A 23446-nucleotide genomic window follows, 5' to 3' on the forward strand; every position below is an offset into this window, starting at 1 on the left:
AAAAGCATAAGATGTATACTTGTCTAGATCAATAGACATTTGAAGGTATGAGCATGAACGCGACGGAAAAGCATGGCCGACTTGCGGAACCGGCTGCCGAACGGCGCGACGCCATGCGGCTTCTCGCCCGCGCCACGCGTGCCGAGCTCGCCACCGCCTGGCAGGCAATCGCCGACAAGCCGGAAGTGGCCGCGGTGCGCGGCCCCGAAACAGGCCTCGTCATGGTGCGCGGCCGTATCGGCGGTGGCGGCAACCCGTTCAACCTCGGCGAGGCGACGGTGACCCGTGCGACGGTCCGGCTTTCGAGCGGCGAGATCGGTCATGGACAATTGCTCGGAACCGACAAGGAGTGCGCCCGCCTTGCGGCGATCTTCGACGCGATCTATCAGAACCCGGCCTACAAACCCGCCGTCGAAGCACTGCACCGGCAGATCGCGGCGCGCCTTCTGGCAGAGGAACGCCGCAAGGCCGAGGAAACGGCTGCGACCCGCGTCGATTTCTTCACCATGGTCCGCGGAGAAGATTGATGGGCGCCCAGTCGCAAATCTATGCCGGCGCTTTTGCCGACCCGGTCTTTTCGGCACAATCGGTCTTTCGCATCCTGATGGACTGCTTCGCCCGGCCCGGCTCCATCGGACGCCTTTCGGCGCCCGCCGAACCGCCGTCTCCGCTCGGCCAGGTCAGCGGTGCGGTCGCGCTCACGCTTTGCGACTACGATACCCCCGTCTGGCTCTCTCCGGCGCTCTCCAGATCCGCGGTGCCGCAATGGATCGCCTTCCATACGGGCGCTGGGCTCACTGAAGTCAAGGCCGAGGCCCGCTTCGCCTTCATCGACAAAGGGGGCCCCATTCCGGGCTTCGACCAATACGCGCTCGGTTCGCAGGAATATCCCGATCGCTCGACGACCCTGGTGATCGAGGTCGAGGCCCTGACCGGCGGGCGCCGAATGACCGCGCACGGGCCGGGTATCAAGGGCGAGGCCGTCGTTGCGCCGAAAGGGCTGCCCAACGTCTTCCTCGATCTCTGGGCCGCCAACCGGGCGATCTTCCCCCGCGGGGTCGACCTGGTGCTGACGACCGAAGAAGGCGTTCTCTGCCTGCCGCGCACGACCAGGCTGTCGACCGAGGAGTGATAGCATGTATGTAGCCGTCAAGGGTGGGGAAGCCGCCATCGCCAATGCCCACCGCCTGCTCGCCGACCGCCGCCGCGGCGATCGCGCGCTGCCGGCGATCACCATCGAACAGGTCATCGAGCAGCTCGGCCTGGCCGTCGACCGCGTCATGGCGGAAGCTTCGCTCTACGACCGGTCGCTTGCCGCCCTCGCCGTGCGCCAGGCGCGCGGCGACATGATCGAGGCGATCTTCATCCTGCGCGCCTACCGCACCACCCTGCCCCGCTTCGCTTCTTCCCGGCCGATCGACACGGCGAAGATGAAGATCGAACGGCGCATCTCGGCAACCTACAAGGACCTGCCTGGTGGCCAGCTCCTCGGGCCGACCTTCGATTATACCCACCGCCTGCTCGACCCGTCGCTGATCGGCGATGAGCCCGTCGTCGAACCGGCCCGCAAGGAGCCGGGCGAAGCGGTCATGCGCGTCTCCGACATTCTGGACGGCCAGGGACTGATCGAGGGCGACGGAGAGATGCCGGAAGGCCACCTCGCGGGCGACCTCACCCGCGAGCCGATGGAGTTCCCGATGGCGCGCGATCTCCGCCTGCAAGCGCTCGCCCGCGGCGACGAGGGCTTCCTCCTGGCGCTCGCCTACTCCACCCAGCGCGGCTACGGCCGCACCCACCCCTTCGTCGGAGAGATCCGCATCGGCGAAGTCGAGGTAGAAATCGACCTGCCGGAGCTTGGCTTCGCCGTTTCGCTCGGGACAATCCGCGTGACCGAATGCCAGATGGTCAATCAGTTCAAGGGGTCGGCGAGCGAGCCGCCGCAATTCACCCGCGGCTATGGCCTCGTCTTCGGTCAGAGCGAGCGCAAGGCCATGTCCATGTCGCTCGTGGACCGGGCGCTCAGGACCGACGAGTTCGGCGAGGATATCGTCGCGCCCGCCCAGGACCAGGAATTCGTCATCTCGCATGCCGACAACGTCCTGGCGACGGGCTTCGTCGAACATCTGAAGCTGCCGCATTACGTCGACTTCCAGGCGGAACTCGACCTGGTGCGCCGCATGCGCCGTGAATACGAGGACGCCGGCAATGCCGACGACAGGCGGCGCAGCCGCCGGAGCCATCGAGGACAGCCGGAATGACAGCCATACCCATCTCACCTGCGCCACGACAGCTTGCGGCAATCAATGGCACGTTGAAAAGGGGTAAGGCGGAATGAACGACCTCGCCACCTACAATTTCGCCTATCTCGACGAACAGACGAAGCGGATGATCCGACGGGCGATCCTGAAGGCGATCGCCATTCCCGGGTATCAGGTGCCTTTTGCCTCGCGCGAAATGCCGATGCCCTATGGCTGGGGCACCGGCGGCGTGCAGGTCACCGCCGCGATCCTCGGGCCTGACGATGTGCTAAAGGTCATCGACCAGGGCGCCGACGACACGACCAATGCCGTCTCGATCCGAGCCTTCTTCCAGAAGGTCGCCAATGTCGCGGTCACCACGAGAACGAAGGAGGCGACGATCGTCCAGACGCGCCACCGCGTCCCCGAGGAGCCGCTCAGGGACGGCCAGACGCTCGTCTATCAGGTCCCGATCCCCGAACCCTTGCGCTTCCTTGAGCCGCGCGAGACCGAAACGCGCAAGATGCATGCGCTCGAAGAATACGGCCTCATGCATGTGAAGCTCTACGAGGACATCGCCCGCAACGGCCATATCGCCACCACCTACGCCTATCCGGTAAAGGTCGAGGGCCGCTATGTCATGGACCCCTCGCCGACCCCGAAATTCGACAATCCGAAGATGCATATGTCCGCGGCGCTGCAGCTTTTCGGCGCCGGCCGCGAGAAGCGCATCTATGCGGTGCCGCCCTTTACCGAGGTCGTAAGCCTCGATTTCGAGGACCATCCCTTCGAAATTCAGACCTTCGACAGACCTTGCGCGCTGTGCGGCGCCGAAAACGTCTATCTCGACGAGGTGGTGCTCGATGACAAGGGCGGACGCATGTTCGTGTGCTCCGACACCGACCATTGCGAGGACCGGCGGGCCCATGGTCATGCCGGCCCCATGCTCGCTCGCCCCGAGCATCTAGGAAAGGAGGCCGCCCGATGAGCGCTGCACCGCTCCTCAAAGTCAACGACGTGTCGAAGTTCTATGGGAGCCGCATCGGCTGCCGCAATGTCTCCTTTGAGCTCTATCCAGGCGAAGTGCTTGCGATCGTCGGCGAGTCCGGCTCCGGCAAGACCACGCTGCTCTCCTGCCTGTCTACACGGCTGATGCCGACCTCCGGCATTGTCGAATACCGCATGCGTGACGGCCGGTACGGCGATCTGGCGCGCATGGGCGAGGCGGAGCGCCGCTTCCTGATGCGTACCGACTGGGGCTTCGTACACCAGAACCCGGCCGACGGGCTCCGGATGACGGTCTCGGCCGGCGCCAACGTGGGTGAACGACTGATGGCGGTCGGCGGCCGGCATTATGGCAGGATCCGCGCCACCGCCGGCGATTGGCTGAAACGCGTGGAGATCGGAGAGGATCGGATCGACGACCAGCCGCGCGCCTTTTCCGGCGGCATGCGCCAGCGCCTTCAGATCGCCCGCAATCTCGTAACCTCTCCGCGCCTGGTCTTCATGGACGAGCCGACCGGCGGCCTCGACGTCTCCGTGCAGGCCCGACTGCTCGACCTCGTGCGCGGGCTCGTCCACGACCTGGGGCTCTCGGCGATCATCGTCACGCACGACCTCGCCGTCGCACGCCTCCTGTCGCACCGGATGATGGTGATGAAGGACGGCGCCGTTATCGAACAGGGGCTCACCGACCGGGTTCTCGACGATCCGCGCGAGCCCTACACGCAGCTTCTCGTCTCATCGATCCTGCAGGTCTGACGCATGATGCCGAAAGGCGGAACCCCGATCACGGACAGTTCATGCGGCAAGGAGAATGAAAATCATGGCTACTCCGCTTGTTGTTTCAGAAGTCTCCAAGAGCTTCACCATGCACCTGCGCGATGGGGTCCGCCTGCCGGTGGTGGATAACGTCTCCTTTTCCGTCAAGGCCGGCGAATGCGTCGTTCTCGGCGGTCCTTCAGGCGTCGGCAAGAGCTCGATCCTGAAGATGCTCTACGGCAATTACGGCGTCGATGAAGGCCAGATCCTGATGGGACATGACGGTGGACTCGTGAACCTCGCCGCGGCCGAGCCGCGCCTGGTGCTTGAAATCCGCCGAATCACGCTCGGCTATGTCAGTCAGTTCCTGCGCGTCGTGCCGCGCGTCTCCGCCCTCGACATCGTGGCCGAACCCCTGCAGGGGCGCGGGGTCGCGATCGAGGAGGCGCGCGAACGGGCGGCGGAGCTGCTGTCGACACTCAACCTGCCGAAGGCCCTCTGGGACTTGCCGCCCGCCACCTTTTCCGGCGGCGAGCAGCAGCGCGTCAACATCGCCCGCGGCTTCATTACCGACCACAAGATCCTGCTGCTCGACGAGCCAACCGCCTCGCTCGACGCCAGGAATCGTGCCGTCGTCGTCGAAATGATCGCCGCGAAGAAGGCCGACGGCACGGCGCTCGTCGGCATATTCCACGACGAGGAAGTACGCGACGCCGTCGCCGACCGTACCATCGACGTGTCGCAGTTCTCGCCGAGGAAAAGTGCCGCATGAGCAAGAGACTGGGCATCGAACCCTTTATCCATCCGACCGCGGGCGTCGTGAATTCGACGCTCGGCCACTATACGGAAATCCAGGAGCGCTCGCGCCTCGAGGAAGTCGAGTTCGGCGACTATTCCTATATCATGCAGGACGGCTCGATCTGGTGCGCAACCATCGGCAAGTTCGTCAACATCGCCGCGGCCGTGCGCATCAACGCCACCAACCATCCGACATGGCGCGCGACGCTGCATCATTTCACCTATCGCGCCCCAATGTATTGGGACGACGCCGAGCCGGATCACGACCTTTTCGCCTGGCGTCGCCAGAACCGCGTCACCATTGGCCATGATGTCTGGATCGGCCATGGCGCCACGATCCTTCCCGGCGTGACCATTGGCAATGGCGCGGTGATCGGCGCCGGCGCCGTCGTCTCCAGGGACGTCGCCGCCTACACGATCGTCGGCGGCGTGCCCGCCAAACTCATCCGCGCGCGCTTTACCGCGGAGATCGGCGAGGCCATGGACCGGGTTGCCTGGTGGGATTGGGACCATGCCAGGCTGCGGCGCGCGCTCGACGATTTCCGTCACCTCTCGGCTGAAGAGTTTTTGATGCGCTACGGGTGACCCGTTGGGCTAATTCACGGCGAGGAGACAGACATAGCAGATGACGGTGACGAGCAGGGCGCGGAAGGCAAAAGCCACACAGCGGTATTTGCTGCAGGCGATCGCCGAAAGCACATCGGCATTCTCGACGTACTGGCGCAGGAGATAGGATCGGTCGCCGCCACCCGCGGCCTCCAGAAAACCGGCACGATGGGCCGGCCAGGCACCCCAGAACAAAGTGGTCGACGTGGCGCTCTTCCGCGGCAAGACGACGAGAATTGCCGATATGATTGTAACGATCGATGCCAGCGCCAAGACGGCCGACAATACCATCGGCAATGACTCGCCCCCTACATAGCGATGCCATGTAAAGACACCCCTTCCTTCTTGCGAAGAAATTAAAAAAGCGAACATGAAAGTGAAGATATAGGCTGCCTTCTGATCTGACATCTTGATCTGATCATAAAAAATGTCGTTGATTTTGCGGATGTGATCGTAATATTCCGGCCCCGCATCGCGGGTACTCAGACATTCGGCCGCGCCGTCCAGTTTAAGCAGGTTTCCGCCCGCGCTCATCGCCAACAACCCCTCATGTGCTGTTTCAGCTTTATTACACCGTCGCAATAAAACAATCCTGCCCAAAAGAGCGATCTTGACTTTTCGCCCGCCGAATTCCACTGGATTCATGCAACGAGGGGATAAATCGCTGATGCGGGCGACACTTAAAGGGGCATGCCTGGCCGCAATCGCACTTGTTGCGTCAGGACCGGCGTCTGCCGAGCGGTTGCCGCGTCCGACGCCTGTCGCCGGCTCCGTCATCTCCCGCAAGGCCGGCGAGGAAGTGCGCTTCGTCGACGTATCCAACTGGCAGATCGTCGATCTCGCCCAGGACCTCCTGGCCGGAGACGTTCTGCGAACCAACGCCACCGGTGCGCTCGCCGTGCTCTTTGCGGACCGGACGCAGATCCGGCTGGGGCGGAACACGGCCCTCCGCGTCAAAGAGATCGGCCAGGGCGACACCAGTCTCGAACTGCAGTCGGGCACGATCTGGGCACGCGCCGAACGCGGCGGCGACGGCCTTGCGGTCGACACGCCCGCCGCAACCGCTGCCATTCGCGGCACGGATTGGACGCTGACCGTCGGTGCCGACGGCAAGACCTCGCTCATCGTCCTTGAAGGCGTGGTCGAACTGAAAAACGCCTTTGGTAGCGTAACGGTTGAGCAGGGCGAGGGCGCGGTGGCGGCAATCGGCAGCGCGCCGACCAAGATCGTCATCGTTACCCCGAAAGACCGCGAGCAGATGCTCTTCCATCTGTCCCTGCGCGATGCCTTCGTCTGGATGCCGCCTTCGCCGCTTAAGGTCTCCGATATGCGTCGGGAACGCGGGCGGATCGAGGCGCAACCGGCGTCCTCCCGGACCGCCGAGGACTGGCTGACCCTGGCCGAAATCCACCTGACGCTCGACGGGCGACAAAAGGCGCTGGCTGCAGTCGATCAGGCGCGGCGACGAGGCCTTGATCGGTCGCAGACCGCGCGTGCCACGCTGATAGAGGCGCTCATTGCCGGCTCCGAGAACCGCCAGGACGATGCGGCCAGGCTGTTTGCAGAGGCAGCGCCTGGGCTCGACGCCAAACGCCGCCCCATCGCCGACTATGGCGGATATTTCGCCCGCGCGCTTGCCAATCCCGACCGGGTCGAGGATCCTCCCCGTCAAGCGGCCGGCGCCTATGGCGCGCTGGCCGCGGCTTGGACGGCGGGGTTCCGGACCGATATCCGTGCCGCGATCGAGACACTCAAAAGAGCCGAAAGGCAGAACCCGGACGATGCCACTCTACCCGCCGCCCGCGCGCAATTTGCGATGCTGCTCGACGATCGTGAGGAGATGCGCGACGGCATCGACAGGGCGCTGGCGATCGATCCGGACGATCCGACTGCACTCGAAGCGCGCGCGAACTATCGACTCCACATCGAAAACGACAAAGAAGGCGCGCTTGCCGATCTCGAGCGGGCGCTGATGACCGCGCCCGGTTCTCCGTCGATCTGGAATTCGATCGCCCTCGTTCAAGGCGAGCGGGGTAACCGCCGCGCCGCTGAAAGGGCGCTCAGGAAGGCGATGGAATTCGATCCGGCAGACCCGCTCTATCACGCCAATCTTGCGATCCAGTACCTGGACGAATTGCGGCTCGCCGAAGCCAAACGCGAGATCGATGCGGCGCTGGCGATCGATCCTTCCTTCGATGTGATGCTGGTTGCGCGTGGGCGATATCACATGCAGAACGGGAACATGGACAAGGCGGTTGAAGATCTGCTCGCCGGCTCGACCGCCAACCCGGCCTATTCCAATGCCCAACTCCTGCTCGCGGCCGCCCATTACGAAAAGGGCGACCGGATACCGGCCGCCCAGGCACTCGACAACGCAGACAGGCTCGACCTCAATGATCCCGTCGTCGCGCAGGTCCGCACGGCCATCGCCATCGATGCCTATGACGCGGATGCAGCGATCCGCAACGCCCAGGACTTCATGCGACGCGTCCGGGCGCAAGGCGGCGACACGGCGGCCCTTGGTGCCAACCAGGAAGCGGGATCGACGCTTAACGACGCCTTCCGCCTGCAGGGTCTCGACGCCTGGGGCCAGTATTACGGCGATGTTGTCTTTGATCCCTTCACCGGCGCAAGCTACGTGGACCAGGCAGTGCACGGCAGCGTCAATCCGTTCTTCAACAATTACGACTTCGCCGCGGACGCGATCGCCAACACGGTCAATCCCACCAGTTTCTCCGCACTCGTCCAGGGGCTGCTGATCGAGCCGCACATGCTGGCAAGCCGCGAGCGCACGGCCAACCTGCTGCGCTCGCCGTTCCTGGAGGCGGAGCTTGGCGGCGGCTTCATCGCCAATGAAGATCATACCGGCTGGATAGGAGAAGCGGCGATCCGCGGATTGACGCTATCCCCGTTCCCGATCAGCGTCTACGGCACGTTCCAATGGGAGGAGCCGAGGGACACGGTAGATCTCGCGGGAGGGCGCATGGAGCGCGAATTGCGAATCGTCGGTGGCAATGGCTACGTCACGGCCAGTCCAACTCCCGACGACCGCATCGTGAGCTTCGCGAATTATTCGGACGTGGACGAGTTCCAGGAATTTCTGCCCGCTCCGCCGGACGTCAACATAGGCGACAATTCCTCCGGGGTCATTTCCGGCCTCGCCTGGAGTCACACATTCGACTACCGCAGTGTCGGCAATGCCGCCCTGTTTTTCAAGGAACTTCGTACCGACGATAGCGTCACCATTCGCGACGCGGTCGGCGCCGGGAGCAGCCTTGATGTCGAGGCAAAGGAGCGAACATACGTCGCCGCGGTCAATCACATGTACGGCGTTGGAGACCTGACGTGGCGTTATGGCGCTGAAGGTGGAAGAGTCCGGACCGACACCGCGACTCGTGCCAGCCTCATCTTTCCACCGGTACTGCCACTCCCACCTTCCTTCGAGTCATCTGTGCGGGCGGTGGCGAAGGCTTATGTAAATGGGCTTTACGAGATCGCGCCCGACCTCAAGGTCGAAGGCGCACTGTTTGCCCGCTACATCGAGGACGTCAATGACAACCATACCAGACTTGAGCCGCAGCTCGGGGTCGCCTGGGCGCCGACCGAAGGCCACTGGCTGCGTGCGGCTGTCCAACGCGAAGGCTATAGCTTCGGCGCGGCGACGCTCGCGCCGATCGGCATCGTCGGTCTGCAGCCCAACCAATTCCTGATTGGCCCCACCGGATATGCCGACACGCTGGCACTCCACTGGGACGCCGAATGGAACGAGCGGTTCTTCACCGCGGTCGATTATCAGCATCAGGAAATTCGCGGAGGCTCGGTCAATGTTCCATTCTCGACGACGGAATTTGTGTTCGACAAGGCTAGAGCCGATCGCGTGGCGCTGACCGCAAATCTCGCACTTGGCCACGGCCTCGGGCTCTCTGCGACCCTGGCCCGCATGGCAAGCGAAAACCTCTCGGCGGGGAGCAGTGGCGATCTTCCCTTTCTGCCGGAAAATGCTGCCCAAGTGGCGCTGACCTGGGTCAACACCGCTAATGTCAAAGCAACAATCGCTGCGAATTATGTCGGCGAGCGCAGAGATCTTGCCGCGACGCTCGACGACTTCTGGACGCTCGACGCGACACTAAAGTGGGAACCCTTCGACAAACGCATCGACGTGGAGCTCGCCGGCTTCAACCTGCTTGACGAAGAATTCGAACTCCGCAACGGCTTGCCCGGCTGGGGACCGACCGTGAAGGGCACGGCCAGAGTGCGGTTCTGATGGACGATCCCCGGCCGGCCCTTTCCGCTCGAGCTGCACCCAGGCAGATGGGTGCCGATCGGCTTTCCGCCACCCGGAGAGCGAAGCTCGGCGCCCTCACGATTTTTGTCACAATCCTCGTCTCGCTTGCCTCGCTCACCAGCGCCTGGACGCTCGCGGACCTTCGAGTCTACGACTATTTCTCCACCTTTAGACGCCCATCCTTGCCTGCGGATGGACCGGTCATCGTCGCTATCGATGAGCCGTCAATGGCCGAGATCGGCAGTCAATGGCCCTGGCCGCGCGCGCTCCACGCCCGGCTGGTCGAAGCGCTCCGGGAGGCGGGCGCGCGGGCGATCGCTTTCGACATCGTCTTTGCCGAGCCGGCGGTGGCGGCTGAGAATGATGCGGCGCTCGCCACCGCTCTCGGTCCGGACGTCGTGCTCGCCGGCGACCTATCGCTGATCGAAACGCCGCAGGCCGAACAGTTCGTGCGCACCGAACCCCTGCCGCTCTTCATCGAATGGGGCGCGAAAGTAGGCATCGCCTCGGTCCATCTCAGCGGCGACGGCACCTTGCGGCAGGTTCCGACCTATCCGGATGGATTCGCCCTTGCCCTCGCCGGTGTCGCCGGGCGCGAAACCGCCGCGCCTCCGCAAAATGCTCTGATCCAGAGTTTCGGTCCGCCGCGGACCTATCCGACCTTCTCCTATTACCAAGCTCTGGACCCACCCAATTTCCTGCCCGAAGGTGTTTTCCGCGACCGCGTCGTGATCGTCGGCCTCAGTCTCCAGAATGCTCCGTCGATCGCCGGCGGCGGGATAGACGCCTTCGCCACCTCCGACACGGTCCATTCGCGCAGCCTGGTCGCGGGTGCGGAGATCCAGGCGACCATATACGACAATCTCGTCCACCGACTGTTCGTCCGGCAGGCCGGTGCCGGCATTGCCATCCCGGCCACCGTTTTCGCTGCGCTCGCGGCCGCGTTTGCCGTCTTCAAGGCGACAAGCTGGAAAACGCTCGGCGCCGGCACCCTCGCCCTGGCCCTGATGATCGTCGGGAGCTATGCGCTTCTCCGTCTGGGGCATCTGTTCGTCTCGCCAATCGGCCCCGCACTCGCCTTCTTCGGCGTTGCGGTCGGCCAGGCGGGCCTCGACTACGCCGAGGAGCGCCGACGGCGGCGGGCGATCACGCGCGCCTTCTCGCAATATCTCTCGCCGACGCTGGTCGAACGGCTGGCGCAGGACTCGTCGCACTTGAAGCTTGGTGGAGAGCGGCGCACGCTCACGATTCTCTTCTGCGACATTCGCGGCTTCACGACGATCGCGGAGGACATGAAGGACGACCCGGAGGGCCTGACGGCGCTGGTCAACCGCCTTTTGACGCCGCTGTCCGACGCCGTGCTGAACCAGGGCGGCACCATCGACAAATATATTGGCGATTGCCTGATGGCCTTCTGGAACGCCCCGCTCGACGATCCGGACCATGCGCTTCATGCCGTCACCGCGGCCCTCGATATGCTGGCCGCGCTCTCCCGGGTCAACGCCGAACTCGAAGCCGAAGCCAGGGCCGTCGGGGGCGTGCCGCGCCGGCTTCGCATCGGCATCGGTATCAATACCGGCGAATGCATTGTCGGTAACATGGGCTCCGCCCGCCGTTTCGACTATTCTGCGCTCGGCGACGCCGTTAATCTTGCGTCTCGCCTGGAAGGCGCATCGAAGCACTATGGCATCCCCCTGCTGCTCGGCGAACGCACTGCGGCGCTTGCCGCTTCAAAATATGCGATCGCCGAGCTCGACCGGATCAGCGTCAAGGGTCGGAGCGCGGTTTCGCCCGTTTTCACCGTCGCCGAGAATGTCACGGCAGTGGCGCTTGCCCGACATCGCGCCTATCTCGAGGCAAAGTATCGCGGCGAGATCACGGTAGACGACGGGCTGTTCGACGAGCTCAAGACAGCCCTGCCATCGCTCGCGCGCTATTACGAGAGCGAGCGGGGACGGCTGGTGCAGTAGTGCCGAAATCTCGTCACATCACGGGCGCGTTCGGGCGGCGCGCACGGCTGCCGCGAGAAAGCCGCGCAGCACCGCAAGCAGCGCCGCCGGCTGTTCGATGCAGGGGATATGCCCGGCGTCGCGGATGATCTCGAAGCGGGCGCCGGGAACGAGCCGGGCGGTGGAGCGCACCAGGTCGGGCGGCGTCGAGCCGTCCTGGTCGCCGGCAATGCAGAGCACCGGCACGGCGATCTTCGCGGCCGCGTCGGTGTAGTCGGCGTCGCGGATCGCGGCGCAGGTGCCGACATAGCCCGCCACCGGCTGGCGCACCAACATGTTGCGATAGCCGGCGAAGGCCGCGTTTTCCGGCCGGCGGAAGGCCGGCGTGAACCAGCGCTCGAGCACGCCGTCGGCGATCGCCGCTAGCCCCTTTTTCTCGACCGCGGCGATGCGTTCGTCCCACATCTCGGCCGTGCCGATCTTGTGGGCGGTGTTGGAAAGCACGAGCGCCCGCACCAGGTCGGGGCGGCGCTGATAGAGCGCCTGCGCGATCAGGCCGCCGACCGAAAGCCCGCAGACGATCGCTTGTCTCACCCCGAGCCGGTCGAGAAGACCGGCAAGGTCGGTGGCCAGTTCCTCGATCGAATAGGGAACCTGGCCGATATCGGAAAGGCCGTGGCCGCGCTTGTCGTAGAGAAGCATGGTATGGGCGCCGGCGAGCCCGATGACTATATCGCGCCAGATGCGGAGATCCGTGCCGAGCGCATTGACGAAGACGATCACCGGCTTGTCCGTGACGGCGCCGATCAATCGGTAATGAAACGTGTTGTCATTGATACGGGCGAACTGCATCGCAGATTTCCTCCGCCGCCTTCAAAAGCTCATCCGGAGCACCACGGCTTCGCGCCCGACGATCGGTGGAGAAGAAGGTCACCCCGTGATCACGATCAGGACTTTGCAGCGGGCCGAAGCCCCTGCTTGTCGAAAGCACGCCACATCTAAAAGGTTCCATTGATTGGCCTTTTGCGTCATTGGCGCATACGTGCATTCGGCTCCTTAATACCCCCTCGCCGCCCCGGCGCCGATGCGGCTGTCGACGGCGCCGTTGTAGCGCGCGCCGCCGCCGGTCTCGATTTCGCTCACGCTGCCTCCACCGACCAGGATGCCCGTCGCCTGCCCCCAGATCTTCCAGTTCTCGTCGACCTGAACATTATGACCCATGGTCGAAAGCAGCTTCAGCGAATCGGGCGAAAGAGCATAGGGCTCCATGTACACCTTGTCCGGCAGCCACTGATGATGAATGCGCGGCGCATCGACCGCCTCCTGAATGTTCATGCCGTGATCGATCACGTTGAGGATCGCCTCCAGCGTGATGGTGATGATTCGGGCTCCGCCCGGGCTGCCGATCACCATGAAGGGCTTGCCGTCCTTGGAGATGATGGTCGGGCTCATGGAGGAAAGCGGCGTCTTGCCGGGTGCGATCGCGTTCGCCTCTCCCTGGACGAGACCATAAAGGTTGGGCGCGCCGGGCTTGGCGGTGAAATCGTCCATCTCGTTGTTGAGCAGGATGCCGGTTCCCGGCGCGACGACGCCGGCGCCGAAGGAGCCGTTCAACGTATAGGTGACTGCAACCGCATTGCCCTCGTCGTCGATGATCGAATAATGCGTCGTCTCCTTGCTTTCGGCAAAGTCCGCCGGCGTCAGCGCCTCGGAAATGCCCGCCCTGAAGGGGTCGATCTTCGCCCGGATCTCGCGGGCATAGGCCTTGTCGGTGAGCTTCGCGACCGGGTTCTGGACGAAATCCGGGTCACCGAGCGCCGTATTGCGGTCGACATAGGCGTGGCGCATCGCCTCCACCATTGCATGCACCGTCCCGGCGGAACCATAGCCGAGATAGGTGAGCGGATAGCCCTCGAGAATGTTCAGTATCTCGCAGATGATCACCCCGCCCGAGGAGGGCGGCGGCGAGGAGACGATGTCATAGCCGCGGTAATTGCATTTGACCGGCGCGAGTTCGCGCACCTGATAGCGCTCGAAATCCTGCTTTGAAAGGATGCCGCCCCTTTCCGCGCTCGCCTTGACGATCAAGTCGGCGATCTGCCCCTTGTAGAAGGCGTCCGGCCCATCCTCCGCAATGCTCGCGAGCGAAGCGGCCAGATCGACCTGCACCAGGCGTTCGCCGACGGCGAATGGCTTGCCGTCGGCTTTCAGGAAGATCGCGGCGGCCGCCGGATCCTTTGCCAACCGGTTGGCCGCGCGCTCGAACGCGCCGATATCGCCCTGCTCCAGCACGAAGCCCTCGCGCGCAAGCCGGATCGCTGGCGCGATCAGTTCCTTGAGCGGTTGCGAGCCGTAGCGGCTGCGGGCGAATTCGAAGCCTGCGACCGGCCCCGGCACGCCCACGGCAAGATAGCCTTCGGTGCTCAGGCCTTTGACGAGATCGCCCTTGTCGTCGAGATACATGCTCTTGGTCGCGGCAAGCGGCGCGCGTTCGCGGAAGTCGAGAAAGGTCGTGCGGCCATCCTTGAAGCGGATCGTCATGAAGCCGCCGCCGCCGATGTTGCCTGCGGTCGGGTAGACGACGGCAAGCGCATAGCCGACGGCGACCGCCGCATCGACCGCATTGCCGCCCTTCTTCAACACCTCGACGCCGACATCGGAGGCGAGGTGCTGGGCCGTTACGACCATGCCATGCTCGGCCGCGACCGGAGCGGGCGAGGCTGCCCATCCCGGCTGCAGCGGGACCGAACCGCACGCGAATACCAGCGCAAAGGACAGGCTCTTCCAGGTGAAACTGCGCATGCACACCTCCCGGTTCGCTCAGGCGCCTGCGCCCGGCTCTTCAAATCGTCTCTTCAACCGTGGACTGTATCATCAAAAATTGCAGTCGTGAAAGCGAGCACTTCACGCTCCCCTCGCCATCGCCCTTGCCTGATTTGCGGCCAGCTCGTCCGCGGCGTCAATGCCTCCGTGCGTATCAATCCTTTCGGGCTAATCCGAAAGGCTTACACTCGATTGACTGTACGGGCCTGCCGTGACACTCTCTTGTGCGGTGCAGCACAGCGACGGCCACCCTTCGCTACGGTCACCCCGATCGAGGACTGAGCACATGCGGCTGGATGAACCGGTCTCCGAATATCCCCGAGACCCGCGGCCCGCCGGTCGATCGCCTGACGCATCCATGCCAAAATCGCAAGTTGCACCCCCCGCTCGTCGGGCGACCCAACAATTGCCGTCATTGTGGCGTTTGTGCATGTCCGCCTAGCTGATCGGGAGGGTGCAAGCGGGCACGGCAAAACGTCTCTATGAAGGAGAAGAAACGGCATGAAGGTTCTGTTTGCCGGCGGCAATGGTTACTATCCCGAATTCAGCGGCGGCGTTCAGTCGAGCACGCACCATCTCGTCCAGCAATTGCGCGACCGCGGCCACCAGGCAGGTGTGCTGGCCGCCCTGTTCGGCGATGGCTTCTTCGGCTTCAAGGCGCGATTGAAGCTCAAGCTGTCCGGCGAGCGCGGCGTCATGGACAGCTTTCCCGGTTATCCGGTCGTTCGCGGCTGGTTTCCCTGGGAGGCGGCAACCGTTGCCGTCAGGAGACTTCAGCCGGATGTGGCGGTCGTGCAGTGTCACAAATCCGTACCGATCGGCAAGGCGCTCGAGGCGCATGGCGTGCCTCTGGTCGTTTATCTCAGAAATGTCGAGTTCCATGAGCTTGCCGGCGACCTGCGCGAACTGACCTCCGCGCTCTATATCTCAAATTCGGAATTCACCGCCCGGGCCTACAAGCAGAGATTCGGCATTGATTCGGTGGTCATCCCGCCAACGATCAATCCCGAAACCTACAAGACACGGACGACCCGGGACTACGTGACCTTCATCAATCCGTACAAGGAAAAGGGCTTCGAGCTCGCGGTTCAGATCGCCGCGAATTGCCCGGACATTCCCTTTCTCTTCGTTGAGAGCTGGAAGCTTTCCGACGACCATCGAGCCGAAATCGAGAAGATTATCACGCCACTCAAGAACGTTCGGCTGGAAAACCGCACCAGCGACATGAAAACCATATATGGTCGCACGAAGATCCTGCTTGCGCCGAGCAAATGGGAGGAGGCCTGGGGTCGGGTCGCCTCCGAAGCCCATTGCAGCGGCATTCCGGTGGTCGGCTCGCGCCGCGGCGGACTGCCGGAAGCGATCGGCGATGGCGGCATCGTCCTCGATTACGATGCCCCGCTCGACGAATGGACCGGCGCCATCCGTCGTCTCTGGAGCGACGAGACGGAATATCAGCGGCTGTCGAAAGCCGCTTTGGCTTTCGCCGGGCGCCCGCTCATGCAGCCGGCGCGGCAGTTCGCCGCCTTCCTCGAAGTCCTCGAGCGGGCCGCCTTGAGCCGCTCCGCCGAACGCAAGGCTTCCTGAGGCAAGGCATGCGCATCGGTTTTGTAGTCGGACAATTTCCACAACTGTCGGAAACCTTCGTCATCGGCCAGATGGTCGGCCTCCTCAAGCGCGGTTTCGAGGTCGAGGTCGTCTGCAACGGCATCACGGACTGCCATCTCGCCAATAGCGGCCGGGAGCCCCTGGCGACGCTTCTCGAGCGAACCCGCGACTGGTGGGGCGCGGCGGCGCGCGCGCGGCCCGCGTTGCGGCGTCTGCCGCCGAAGCTCCACGACAAGGTCTCCACCGCCCTTGACCTCACCTCGGTTGCGAGACTGAATGGCTGCGACGCAGTCGTCGCCCATTTCGGCCACAATGGCGCCCGTGCTGCCCGGCTGAAGAAATGGAAACGGCTGACTCCTCCGATCGTCACCATCTTTCACGGCTACGATGTCGGCGTGCCGATGCACGAGAGCGATCTCGACCGCTACAGCGACCTCTTCCGCCACGGCACGCTGAACCTGACGGTGAACGACTTCTTCCGCCGCGCCCTGATCGGGGCCGGCGCCCCGGAGGAGAAGGTCGCGGTCCATCATATGGGCATCGACCTGCACAACATCTCCTATGCCTGGAAGTCCTGGCGCGACGCGTCGCTGCAATTGGTTTCGGTATGCCGGCTCGCCGAGAAGAAGGGTGTGGAATTTGCGCTCCGCGCCCTCGGACGGCTTGCCATCGACGCGCCGAAGCTTGCCTGGCACTATCGCATTATCGGCGACGGTCCCTTGCGCAAGGAACTGGAAGCGCTCGCCCGCACACTCGGGATCACCGATCGCGTCTCCTTCCTCGGCAGCCTAGCTCATGACGACGTCAAGCAATGGCTGAGGCGCTCGCACGCCTTCGTCCTGCCGAGCGTGACCGCCAGCAACGGCGACGTCGAAGGCATCCCGGTGGCGCTGATGGAGGCGATGGCTGCCGGCCTGACGGTGGTCAGCACCGATCACTCCGGTATTCCCGAGCTGGTCGAAGACCAGAAGACGGGCTTTCTCGCTCCTGAAAGGGATTTCGAGACGCTCGCCAACCGGCTCCGCTTCGTCGCCGAGCATCCGGAGCGATGCGAACCGATCGCCCGGCAGGCGCGGCGCAAGGTCGAGGCGGAATTCGACGCGGAGCGTCTGGACGACGAATTCGCCGGCATCGTCGGCCGCTTCGCCAAAAAGAGGCAGGCCGCTTGAATCAGGAAAACCTTCAGTTCGGACGTCTCGCCTTGCGCGGCGGCCTGGTGACCGGCGGCGCGCAAGCGGTCCGCATGGCGATCCAGTTCATTTCCGTCGTCGTGCTCGCCCGGCTCCTGGCGCCGGAGGATTTCGGTCTCGTCGCCTCCGTGAGCCCGATCGTCGCCTTCGTCGGACTGTTCCAGAATCTGGGACTGCAGCAGGCCGTCGTCCAGCGCAAGGACATCGGCGAGCGCCAACTCAACCAGGTCTTCTGGATCAGCGCCCTCATCGGGTTTGCCTGCACGCTCGTCGTCGTCGCGTCGTCGCCGGCCGTTGCCAGCTTCTACGGTGATCCGCGGATGACGGCGATCACCGTAGCCGCCGCCCTGCCGCTGCTTCTCGGCAGCCTTGCGTCCCTGCCACTGGCGCTGATGAACCGGCATCTGAAGTTCGGCCAATTGGCGCTGAACGATGTCTATGCTGCGGTCGCAGGCCTCCTCGTCACCGCCGCAGCCGCCTGGCTCGGCATGGGCTATTGGTCGCTGGTGATCGGCCCCGCCGCCTCCGCCGGCGTCGCGCTGCTGGCGGCCTGGCTGTCGACGCGCTGGATACCCGGCCGCCCGGATTTCAGGATCGACCGCGACATAATCTCGTTCGGAGCCAATCTCACCGGCTTCAATCTCGTCAACTTCTTCTCGCGCAATCTCGACAACATCCTGATCGGCAAGTTCGCCGGAGCCGTCGAGCTCGGCTACTACGATCGCGCCTACAAGCTCTTGCTGTTTCCGCTGCAGAACATCACGCAGCCGCTGTCACGCGTGATGATCCCGCTCATGAGCCGCATCCAGGAAGACAAGGCGCGCTTCCGCGACATCTATCTGCGAACCAACTGGCTGCTGGCGATCGTCACGATGCCCGGTATCGCGGCACTCACCCTGGCGGCCGAGCCGACCGTCGGTATCCTCTTCGGCGAAAAGTGGCTGCCGGTGGCGCCGATCTTCGCCTGGCTTGGAATCGCCAGTCTCATGCAACCGGTTTCGAGCACGACCGGCTGGATCTTCATCTGCCAGGGCGAAACGAAGACGATGTTCCGCTGGGGCATCTATTCGTCGCTGACGACGGTGCTCTCCTTCGCTGTCGGCCTCAAATGGGGGGCGGTCGGTGTCGCCGCCGCCTATGCGGTGAGCGGCTACGTGCTGCGCGTGCCGGTTTTGGCATGGCTTCTGCAGCGCGTCGGTCCGGTGTCGGCAGTCGACTTCCTGCTGGTGCAGGGCCTTTTTCTGGGATCGGCGCTCGTCGCCTGGCTCGGCTACGGGCTACTGCCGGAGGCCCTGACCGGAACCTCCGACATGCTTGCACTCGGCTCCGCCATCGCCCTCAACTACGCGGCGGCGCTGGTATTCGCGCTCGTCCTACGCCCGCCGCGCCAGGTTCTGCTCGACGTCCTCAGGCGAGGGCTGGGCGCTGTTCGCAGTTGAACCCTCGATCAGCGGGCGGATGAGATCCGCCGCCGACATGGCCGAGGCATGCTCCTCGACAACCGCCTCGAGGCTCACCGCGCGATAGTGATCGAGACTGCCGGCGAAGCGGTCGAGCCTGGCGCTCGCCTCGTCCGGCGTCACCGTGTCGATATCGAGCAGCACGTCGGCAACGCCGATGCGCTTGGCGAGTTCCTTCGTCTTGAACTCGTAGGCGATCGGCAGCACCGGCGTGCCGACGCACAGCGACATGATCATCATGTGCATCCGCGTCGCCACGACGAAATCGAAATCCTTGACGACCGCCATCAATTGTTCGGGCGTATGGAAGGATGTGTCGACCGTCGCGTGGCTTGCGATTTCGGGGGCAAGACCGGAGACGATCACCTCTGCCGTCTTCGAATCGTCATGGGCATATTCCGGCACGCCCTGGCAGGTGGAAATGAAGGTGACCTCCTTGCCATGATCGCGCACGAGACGCGTGGCGATCTCGCGAACGGAGTCGATATAGCGGTCCATGCCCCCGGCGCCGTCCTTCACGTAATGCCAGTGCCGCACCGAAATGCCGACGCGGCCGCTCGGCGCGGGGCGGCCGACGATCAGCAGCGCCTTGACCCGCTCGACATCGGCGAGCGCGAAGACGGCGTCGGCAACCACATGGCACTTCCCCGGATCGTCGACGAGATCGACGATGTGCTCGCGCGAGCGCTCGTCGCGGAGCAGGATCAGGGGGCTCTGCGCGAAAACCGGCTGCAGCATCCGGCGGTTATAGGGCTTTTCGAACGGCCCCAGCGACTGGGTGAAGAAGATCAGCCTTTTGCCGAGCATCTCGCCCACCTTGAATTCGTTGATGCGTCGCTCGAGCGAATAGTTCTCCACGAGATAGGTGCCGCCGGTGGTGATTACCAGATCGGCATCCTTGTAGAGCGCCAGGCTCTTGCGGTCGTCGTCGCTGAAGAAACGCCGGTCGAGATAATTGCCGCTGCCGACATGGCGCAGAGCTTGGAAGACCGCCTGGTTATAGACCTGCTTCAGCGCATTCTTGACGGTGTTGTCGTCGTACTTGTACTTGAAGAAGGACTCCGACGGGAGCTTGCGAAGCTCGATATCCGGATAATGCTCCTTGGGATAGAGCCTAGCCGCGACCTCCGGCTGGCTGTCGAACACCACGAAATCGACCGCATCACCCAACAGCGTCTTCAGGATATGCCTGATCGCGAGCAGGATCGCCGCATCGCCCGTGTTCAGGCAGACGGTGTTTTCGACTACAACTTTCATGTTTCGTCATCCCCGTGTGAAAAATGTCCTGCGGACGTGGAAGGTCATGCCGGCCGGCTCGCCCAATGCAGGATGCTCCCGCACCGGACGGAAAGTCCCGCGACCGCGGTTCTGTCGCGTAGTTTTGGTGAATTCATGGCCGGAAGGCGTTTGCCGTCCGCCGGAGAGCACACGTTTGGCGGGAGAAACCGTCAGGGAAAGCTGATACCAGTCCCCGCTCGGACCGGGTCATCCATGGGTGACTCCAGATTGGATGAGCGTATCGACCTGGCTCGCCCATGCGATCATCTGCAAACGGCAAAATCGCGTGGCTGGCCCGGCCTCGTGTTCACGCAAGGCCAGCCAGCCAGCAACGCACGCTACTCGGCAGCCATTGCCAGTCGCACTACCTGTTCCTCCGTCGGATCCTCATGGATTTCATCTGCAGTCGGCTTGATCCTGAACCATGCCGCGTAGAGCGCCGGAAGGAAGAGCAGGATCAGCACCGTGCCGACCGCCGTTCCGCCGATCAGCGTATAGGCCATCGACCCCCAGAAGACCGAATGTGTGAGGGGGATGAAGGCCAGCACGGCGGCGAGTGCGGTTAGGATCACAGGCCTCGTGCGTTGCACCGTGGCCTCGATGACGGCGTGATAGGCGTCAAGGCCGGCAGCACGGTTCTCCTTGATCTGTTCGGTCAGGATCAGCGTATTGCGCATAAGGATGCCCGCCAACCCTATCAGGCCCAGTATGGCGTTGAATCCGAACGGCTGGTTGAAGGTGAGCAACATCGGCACGACGCCGACAAGGCCAAGCGGTGCCGTCAGCATGACCATGGCCATCGTCGAGAAGGATCGCACCTGCAGCATGATGACGATCAGCATCGCGGCGATCATGGCCGGGAAAACCTTGCCCAGCGCGGTATTGGCCTTGGCAGCCTCCTCTATCGATCCGCCCAATTCGATGCGATAGCCGGCGGGAAGCGATGCGATCAGCGGCTGAAGGGCGCTCATGATCTGCTTCGAGACCTCCGGCGGCTGGGTCGCCTCGTTGATGTCCGAGCGGATCGTGATGACGGGCGTGCGATCGCGGCGCTTCAGGATCGGCTCTTCCAGGCGGATCTCCGAATGGCCGATCTGGTCGAGCGGAATGGCGCGGCCGTCGCGACTCATTAAGGAGAAATCCGCCAGACGCGTCGGATCCAGTCGTTCGTTGCCGGCGCTACGCGCGACGACCGGAACATTGCGAATGTCCTCGCGCACCTGTGTAACGGGGGTACCGGTGAGGAGGAACTGCAGTTGCTGGGCCGCCTCGGCCGGCGAGAGGCCGATGAGGTTCAGCCGCTCCTGATCCGGGATGAAGCGAAGGACAGGTGTGCGATTGCCCCAATCGCGATTGGCCTGCCGCACGTCCGGGACGCCGCGCATGATGTCGAGCGCCTTCTCGGAAATGCTGTATAGCTGCGCCGGATCAGGGCCCATCACCCGAAACTCGACCGGGAACGGCGTGTACGGTCCGAACACAAGCTGGGTGACACGGACATAGGCCTCTGGTGCGAGCCCCTGTGACAACGCCTGGCGGAGCCGATGCTTCAAAGCCTCGCGCGCCTCCGCATCGGGCGTGAGCACGACGATCTTGGCGAAGGCGGGATCAGGCAGTTCCGGCGCCATCGCGAAGAAGAAGCGGGGAGCGCCCTGACCGACATAGCTCGTGACGATCTTGGCCTCGGGCTGCTTTTCCAGCCAGTGTTCGAGCTTCTCGACGGTCGCGGTCGTCGTCTCGATGCTGGTGCCTTGCGGCAGCCGAACCTCCACCAGCACCTCCGGCCGGTCGGATGTCGGGAAGAACTGCTGCTTGACGGCGCCCATGCCGACTATGGAAAGCGCGAAGGCGATGCCAACGATACCGGAGGTTACGAACTTGTGGCGCACCGCAAAGGTCATGAGCCGTCGCAGACGCCGATAGTTCGGCGTGTTGTAAATCGCGTGGTGACCGCCCTCGATCGGTTTGATCGCGGGCAGCATCTTGACGCCAAGATAGGGTGTGAAGACGACGGCGACGATCCAGGAGACGATGAGGGCGAAGCCAACCACCCAAAAGATGTTGCCAGCGTATTCGCCGGCGGTCGAGCGCGCAAAGCCCACCGGCAGGAAGCCGGCGATCGTCACGAGTGTTCCCGAGAGCATCGGCGCCGCCGTGTGGCTCCACGCATAGGCCGCCGCCTTGATGCGATCCATGCCCTCTTCCATTTTCACCACCATCACCTCGATGGCGATGATGGCGTCATCGACGAGAAGGCCGAGCGCCAGGATGAGGGCGCCGAGCGTGATGCGATCGAAGAACCGGCCGGTTTCCAGCATGATGAGGAAGACGACGGCAAGCGTCAGGGGGACGGCAGCCGCCACTACGATGCCCACGCGCCAGCCGAGACTGAGCAGGCTCACTACCAGCACCACGCCGAGCGCCATCGCAAACTTCATCATGAATTCGTCGACCGCCGAGGTGATGTTGACGGCCTGATCGGTCACCTTGTCGAGCGTCATCCCGAGCGGCAGTGCCTGTGCGATCGCTGCAGTCCTGTCCTCGAGCGCCTTGCCGAGTGCGAGACCGTCCCAGCCCTCCTGCATCACAGCTGCAAGCATGATGGTCGGCTCACCCTGGCGCCGGATCAGGTAGGTCGGAGGATCCTGGTAGCCGCGGCGGACCTCGGCGATGTCGGAGAGCTTCAGCGTCCGCCCGGCAGCCGCAATCGGCGTGTCGGCGATCGCCTGGACACTGTCAAAAGCGCCGTCGACCCGAATGAAGACCTGCGGTCCCTCTGTGTCGATCGAGCCTGCCGGTGTGACGGTGTTCTGCCGCTGCAGGGCGGCAACGATATCTTGTGCCGAGACGCCGAGGGTCGCCAATTTGGCGTAGGAGAATTCGACGAAGATCTGTTCGGGGCGTTCACCGAGGATGTTGATCTTCTTGACGCCGGGCACGTGCAGGAGGTCCTGGCGGATCACCTCGGCCTGTCTGGCCAGCTCACGCATCGGCATGCCCTTTGCCTTCAGCGCATAAAGGGCGAAGCTCACGTCCGAATATTCGTCGTTGACGAAGGGACCGTAGACGCCGGAGGGCAGATTGCGGGCTTCATCCCCGAGCTTCTTGCGGGCCTGGTAGAACTCCTCGTGCACGACGGATGGCGGGGTGCTGTCCTTCAGCGTGACCGTCATATACGCATAGCCCGGCCGTGTGGTCGTCTCCACCCGGTCGTACCAGGTCAGCTCCTGAAGCCGCTTCTCCAGCGGTTCGGCGACGAGGTCCTGCATCTCGCGCGCCGTCGCGCCGGGCCATGCAGTCGTCACCGTCATGGTCTTGATCGTGAAGTTCGGGTCCTCCGCCCGTCCAAGCATGAGGAAGGCGTAGGCGCCGGCGGCCACCAGCAGGAGGATGAAGAACAGGGTAACGGCGCGTTCGCGAACGGCGATCGCAGAAAGATTGAGGTTCATCT

General features: G+C 63.8%; 17 protein-coding genes. 12 read left to right on the plus strand and 5 right to left on the minus strand.

Features of this window, described 5'->3' with window-relative positions; translation table 11 throughout:
- Positions 1–53 precede the first annotated feature (53 nt).
- The 7 genes from phnG to EKH55_RS18195 all read left to right on the plus strand — a co-directional run bounded on the left by phnG (position 54) and on the right by EKH55_RS18195 (position 5381).
- Positions 54–527: a phosphonate C-P lyase system protein PhnG gene (phnG, locus tag EKH55_RS18165; protein WP_151612185.1), complete on the plus strand. Its 474-nt coding sequence runs from the start codon at positions 54–56 to the stop codon at positions 525–527.
- Positions 527–1132: a phosphonate C-P lyase system protein PhnH gene (phnH, locus tag EKH55_RS18170; protein WP_069461055.1), complete on the plus strand. Its 606-nt coding sequence runs from the start codon at positions 527–529 to the stop codon at positions 1130–1132. The genes phnG and phnH overlap by 1 nt, the downstream gene beginning before the upstream one ends.
- Before the next feature lie 4 nt (positions 1133–1136).
- Positions 1137–2258: a carbon-phosphorus lyase complex subunit gene (locus EKH55_RS18175; protein WP_192803837.1), complete on the plus strand. Its 1122-nt coding sequence runs from the start codon at positions 1137–1139 to the stop codon at positions 2256–2258.
- A gap of 73 nt (positions 2259–2331) precedes the next feature.
- Positions 2332–3225, plus strand: a complete 894-nt coding sequence (locus tag EKH55_RS18180) for an alpha-D-ribose 1-methylphosphonate 5-phosphate C-P-lyase PhnJ (protein WP_151612187.1) — start codon at positions 2332–2334, stop codon at positions 3223–3225.
- Positions 3222–3998 (plus strand): phosphonate C-P lyase system protein PhnK, encoded by a 777-nt coding sequence (phnK, locus tag EKH55_RS18185; RefSeq protein ID WP_151612188.1) that lies wholly within the window; start codon positions 3222–3224, stop codon positions 3996–3998. The genes EKH55_RS18180 and phnK overlap by 4 nt, the downstream gene beginning before the upstream one ends.
- A gap of 64 nt (positions 3999–4062) precedes the next feature.
- Positions 4063–4770, plus strand: a complete 708-nt coding sequence (gene phnL, locus EKH55_RS18190; protein WP_151612190.1) for a phosphonate C-P lyase system protein PhnL — start codon at positions 4063–4065, stop codon at positions 4768–4770.
- On the plus strand, positions 4767–5381 hold the full coding sequence (locus EKH55_RS18195) for a DapH/DapD/GlmU-related protein (protein ID WP_069461051.1): 615 nt from the start codon (positions 4767–4769) through the stop codon (positions 5379–5381). Before phnL ends, EKH55_RS18195 begins: the two co-directional genes overlap by 4 nt.
- A 9-nt stretch (positions 5382–5390) precedes the next feature.
- On the opposite strand, the gene EKH55_RS18200 is transcribed toward EKH55_RS18195, so the two are convergent.
- A complete protein-coding gene (locus EKH55_RS18200) occupies positions 5391–5936 on the minus strand; it encodes a Pycsar system effector family protein (RefSeq protein ID WP_069461050.1) in 546 nt (181 codons plus the stop codon).
- 133 nt (positions 5937–6069) lie between these two features.
- Here EKH55_RS18200 and EKH55_RS18205 point away from each other — a divergent pair, with 133 nt between their 5' ends.
- Positions 6070–9666, plus strand: a complete 3597-nt coding sequence (locus EKH55_RS18205) for a FecR domain-containing protein (protein ID WP_151612192.1) — start codon at positions 6070–6072, stop codon at positions 9664–9666.
- Positions 9667–9713: 47 nt separating this feature from the next.
- On the plus strand, positions 9714–11657 hold the full coding sequence (locus EKH55_RS18210) for a CHASE2 domain-containing protein (protein ID WP_427915881.1): 1944 nt from the start codon (positions 9714–9716) through the stop codon (positions 11655–11657).
- 18 nt (positions 11658–11675) lie between these two features.
- On the opposite strand, the gene pcaD is transcribed toward EKH55_RS18210, so the two are convergent.
- Together pcaD and ggt are read right to left on the minus strand one after the other, a co-directional pair.
- Positions 11676–12488, minus strand: a complete 813-nt coding sequence (pcaD, locus tag EKH55_RS18215) for a 3-oxoadipate enol-lactonase (RefSeq protein ID WP_151612195.1) — start codon at positions 12486–12488, stop codon at positions 11676–11678.
- Positions 12489–12692: 204 nt separating this feature from the next.
- A complete protein-coding gene (gene ggt, locus EKH55_RS18220; protein ID WP_151612197.1) occupies positions 12693–14438 on the minus strand; it encodes a gamma-glutamyltransferase in 1746 nt (581 codons plus the stop codon).
- A 522-nt stretch (positions 14439–14960) separates the two neighbouring features.
- Between ggt and EKH55_RS18225 the strand changes: the two genes are divergently transcribed.
- The 3 genes from EKH55_RS18225 to EKH55_RS18235 are packed head-to-tail and all read left to right on the plus strand — an operon-like array spanning position 14961 to position 18696.
- On the plus strand, positions 14961–16046 hold the full coding sequence (locus EKH55_RS18225; protein WP_151612198.1) for a glycosyltransferase: 1086 nt from the start codon (positions 14961–14963) through the stop codon (positions 16044–16046).
- Positions 16047–16054: 8 nt separating this feature from the next.
- Positions 16055–17236 (plus strand): glycosyltransferase, encoded by a 1182-nt coding sequence (locus EKH55_RS18230; protein ID WP_151612200.1) that lies wholly within the window; start codon positions 16055–16057, stop codon positions 17234–17236.
- Positions 17233–18696, plus strand: coding sequence for a lipopolysaccharide biosynthesis protein (locus EKH55_RS18235; RefSeq protein ID WP_151612202.1), 1464 nt, complete (start codon positions 17233–17235; stop codon positions 18694–18696). The genes EKH55_RS18230 and EKH55_RS18235 overlap by 4 nt, the downstream gene beginning before the upstream one ends.
- Here the strand turns inward: EKH55_RS18235 and EKH55_RS18240 are convergent.
- Together EKH55_RS18240 and EKH55_RS18245 are read right to left on the minus strand one after the other, a co-directional pair.
- Positions 18631–19974: a polysaccharide pyruvyl transferase family protein gene (locus EKH55_RS18240; protein ID WP_151612204.1), complete on the minus strand. Its 1344-nt coding sequence runs from the start codon at positions 19972–19974 to the stop codon at positions 18631–18633. The genes EKH55_RS18235 and EKH55_RS18240 overlap by 66 nt on opposite strands.
- A gap of 359 nt (positions 19975–20333) precedes the next feature.
- A complete protein-coding gene (locus EKH55_RS18245) occupies positions 20334–23444 on the minus strand; it encodes an efflux RND transporter permease subunit (RefSeq protein WP_151612206.1) in 3111 nt (1036 codons plus the stop codon).
- Positions 23445–23446: the final 2 nt, after the last annotated feature.

The sequence above is a fragment of the Sinorhizobium alkalisoli genome (assembly GCF_008932245.1).
GTDB lineage: Bacteria > Pseudomonadota > Alphaproteobacteria > Rhizobiales > Rhizobiaceae > Sinorhizobium > Sinorhizobium alkalisoli.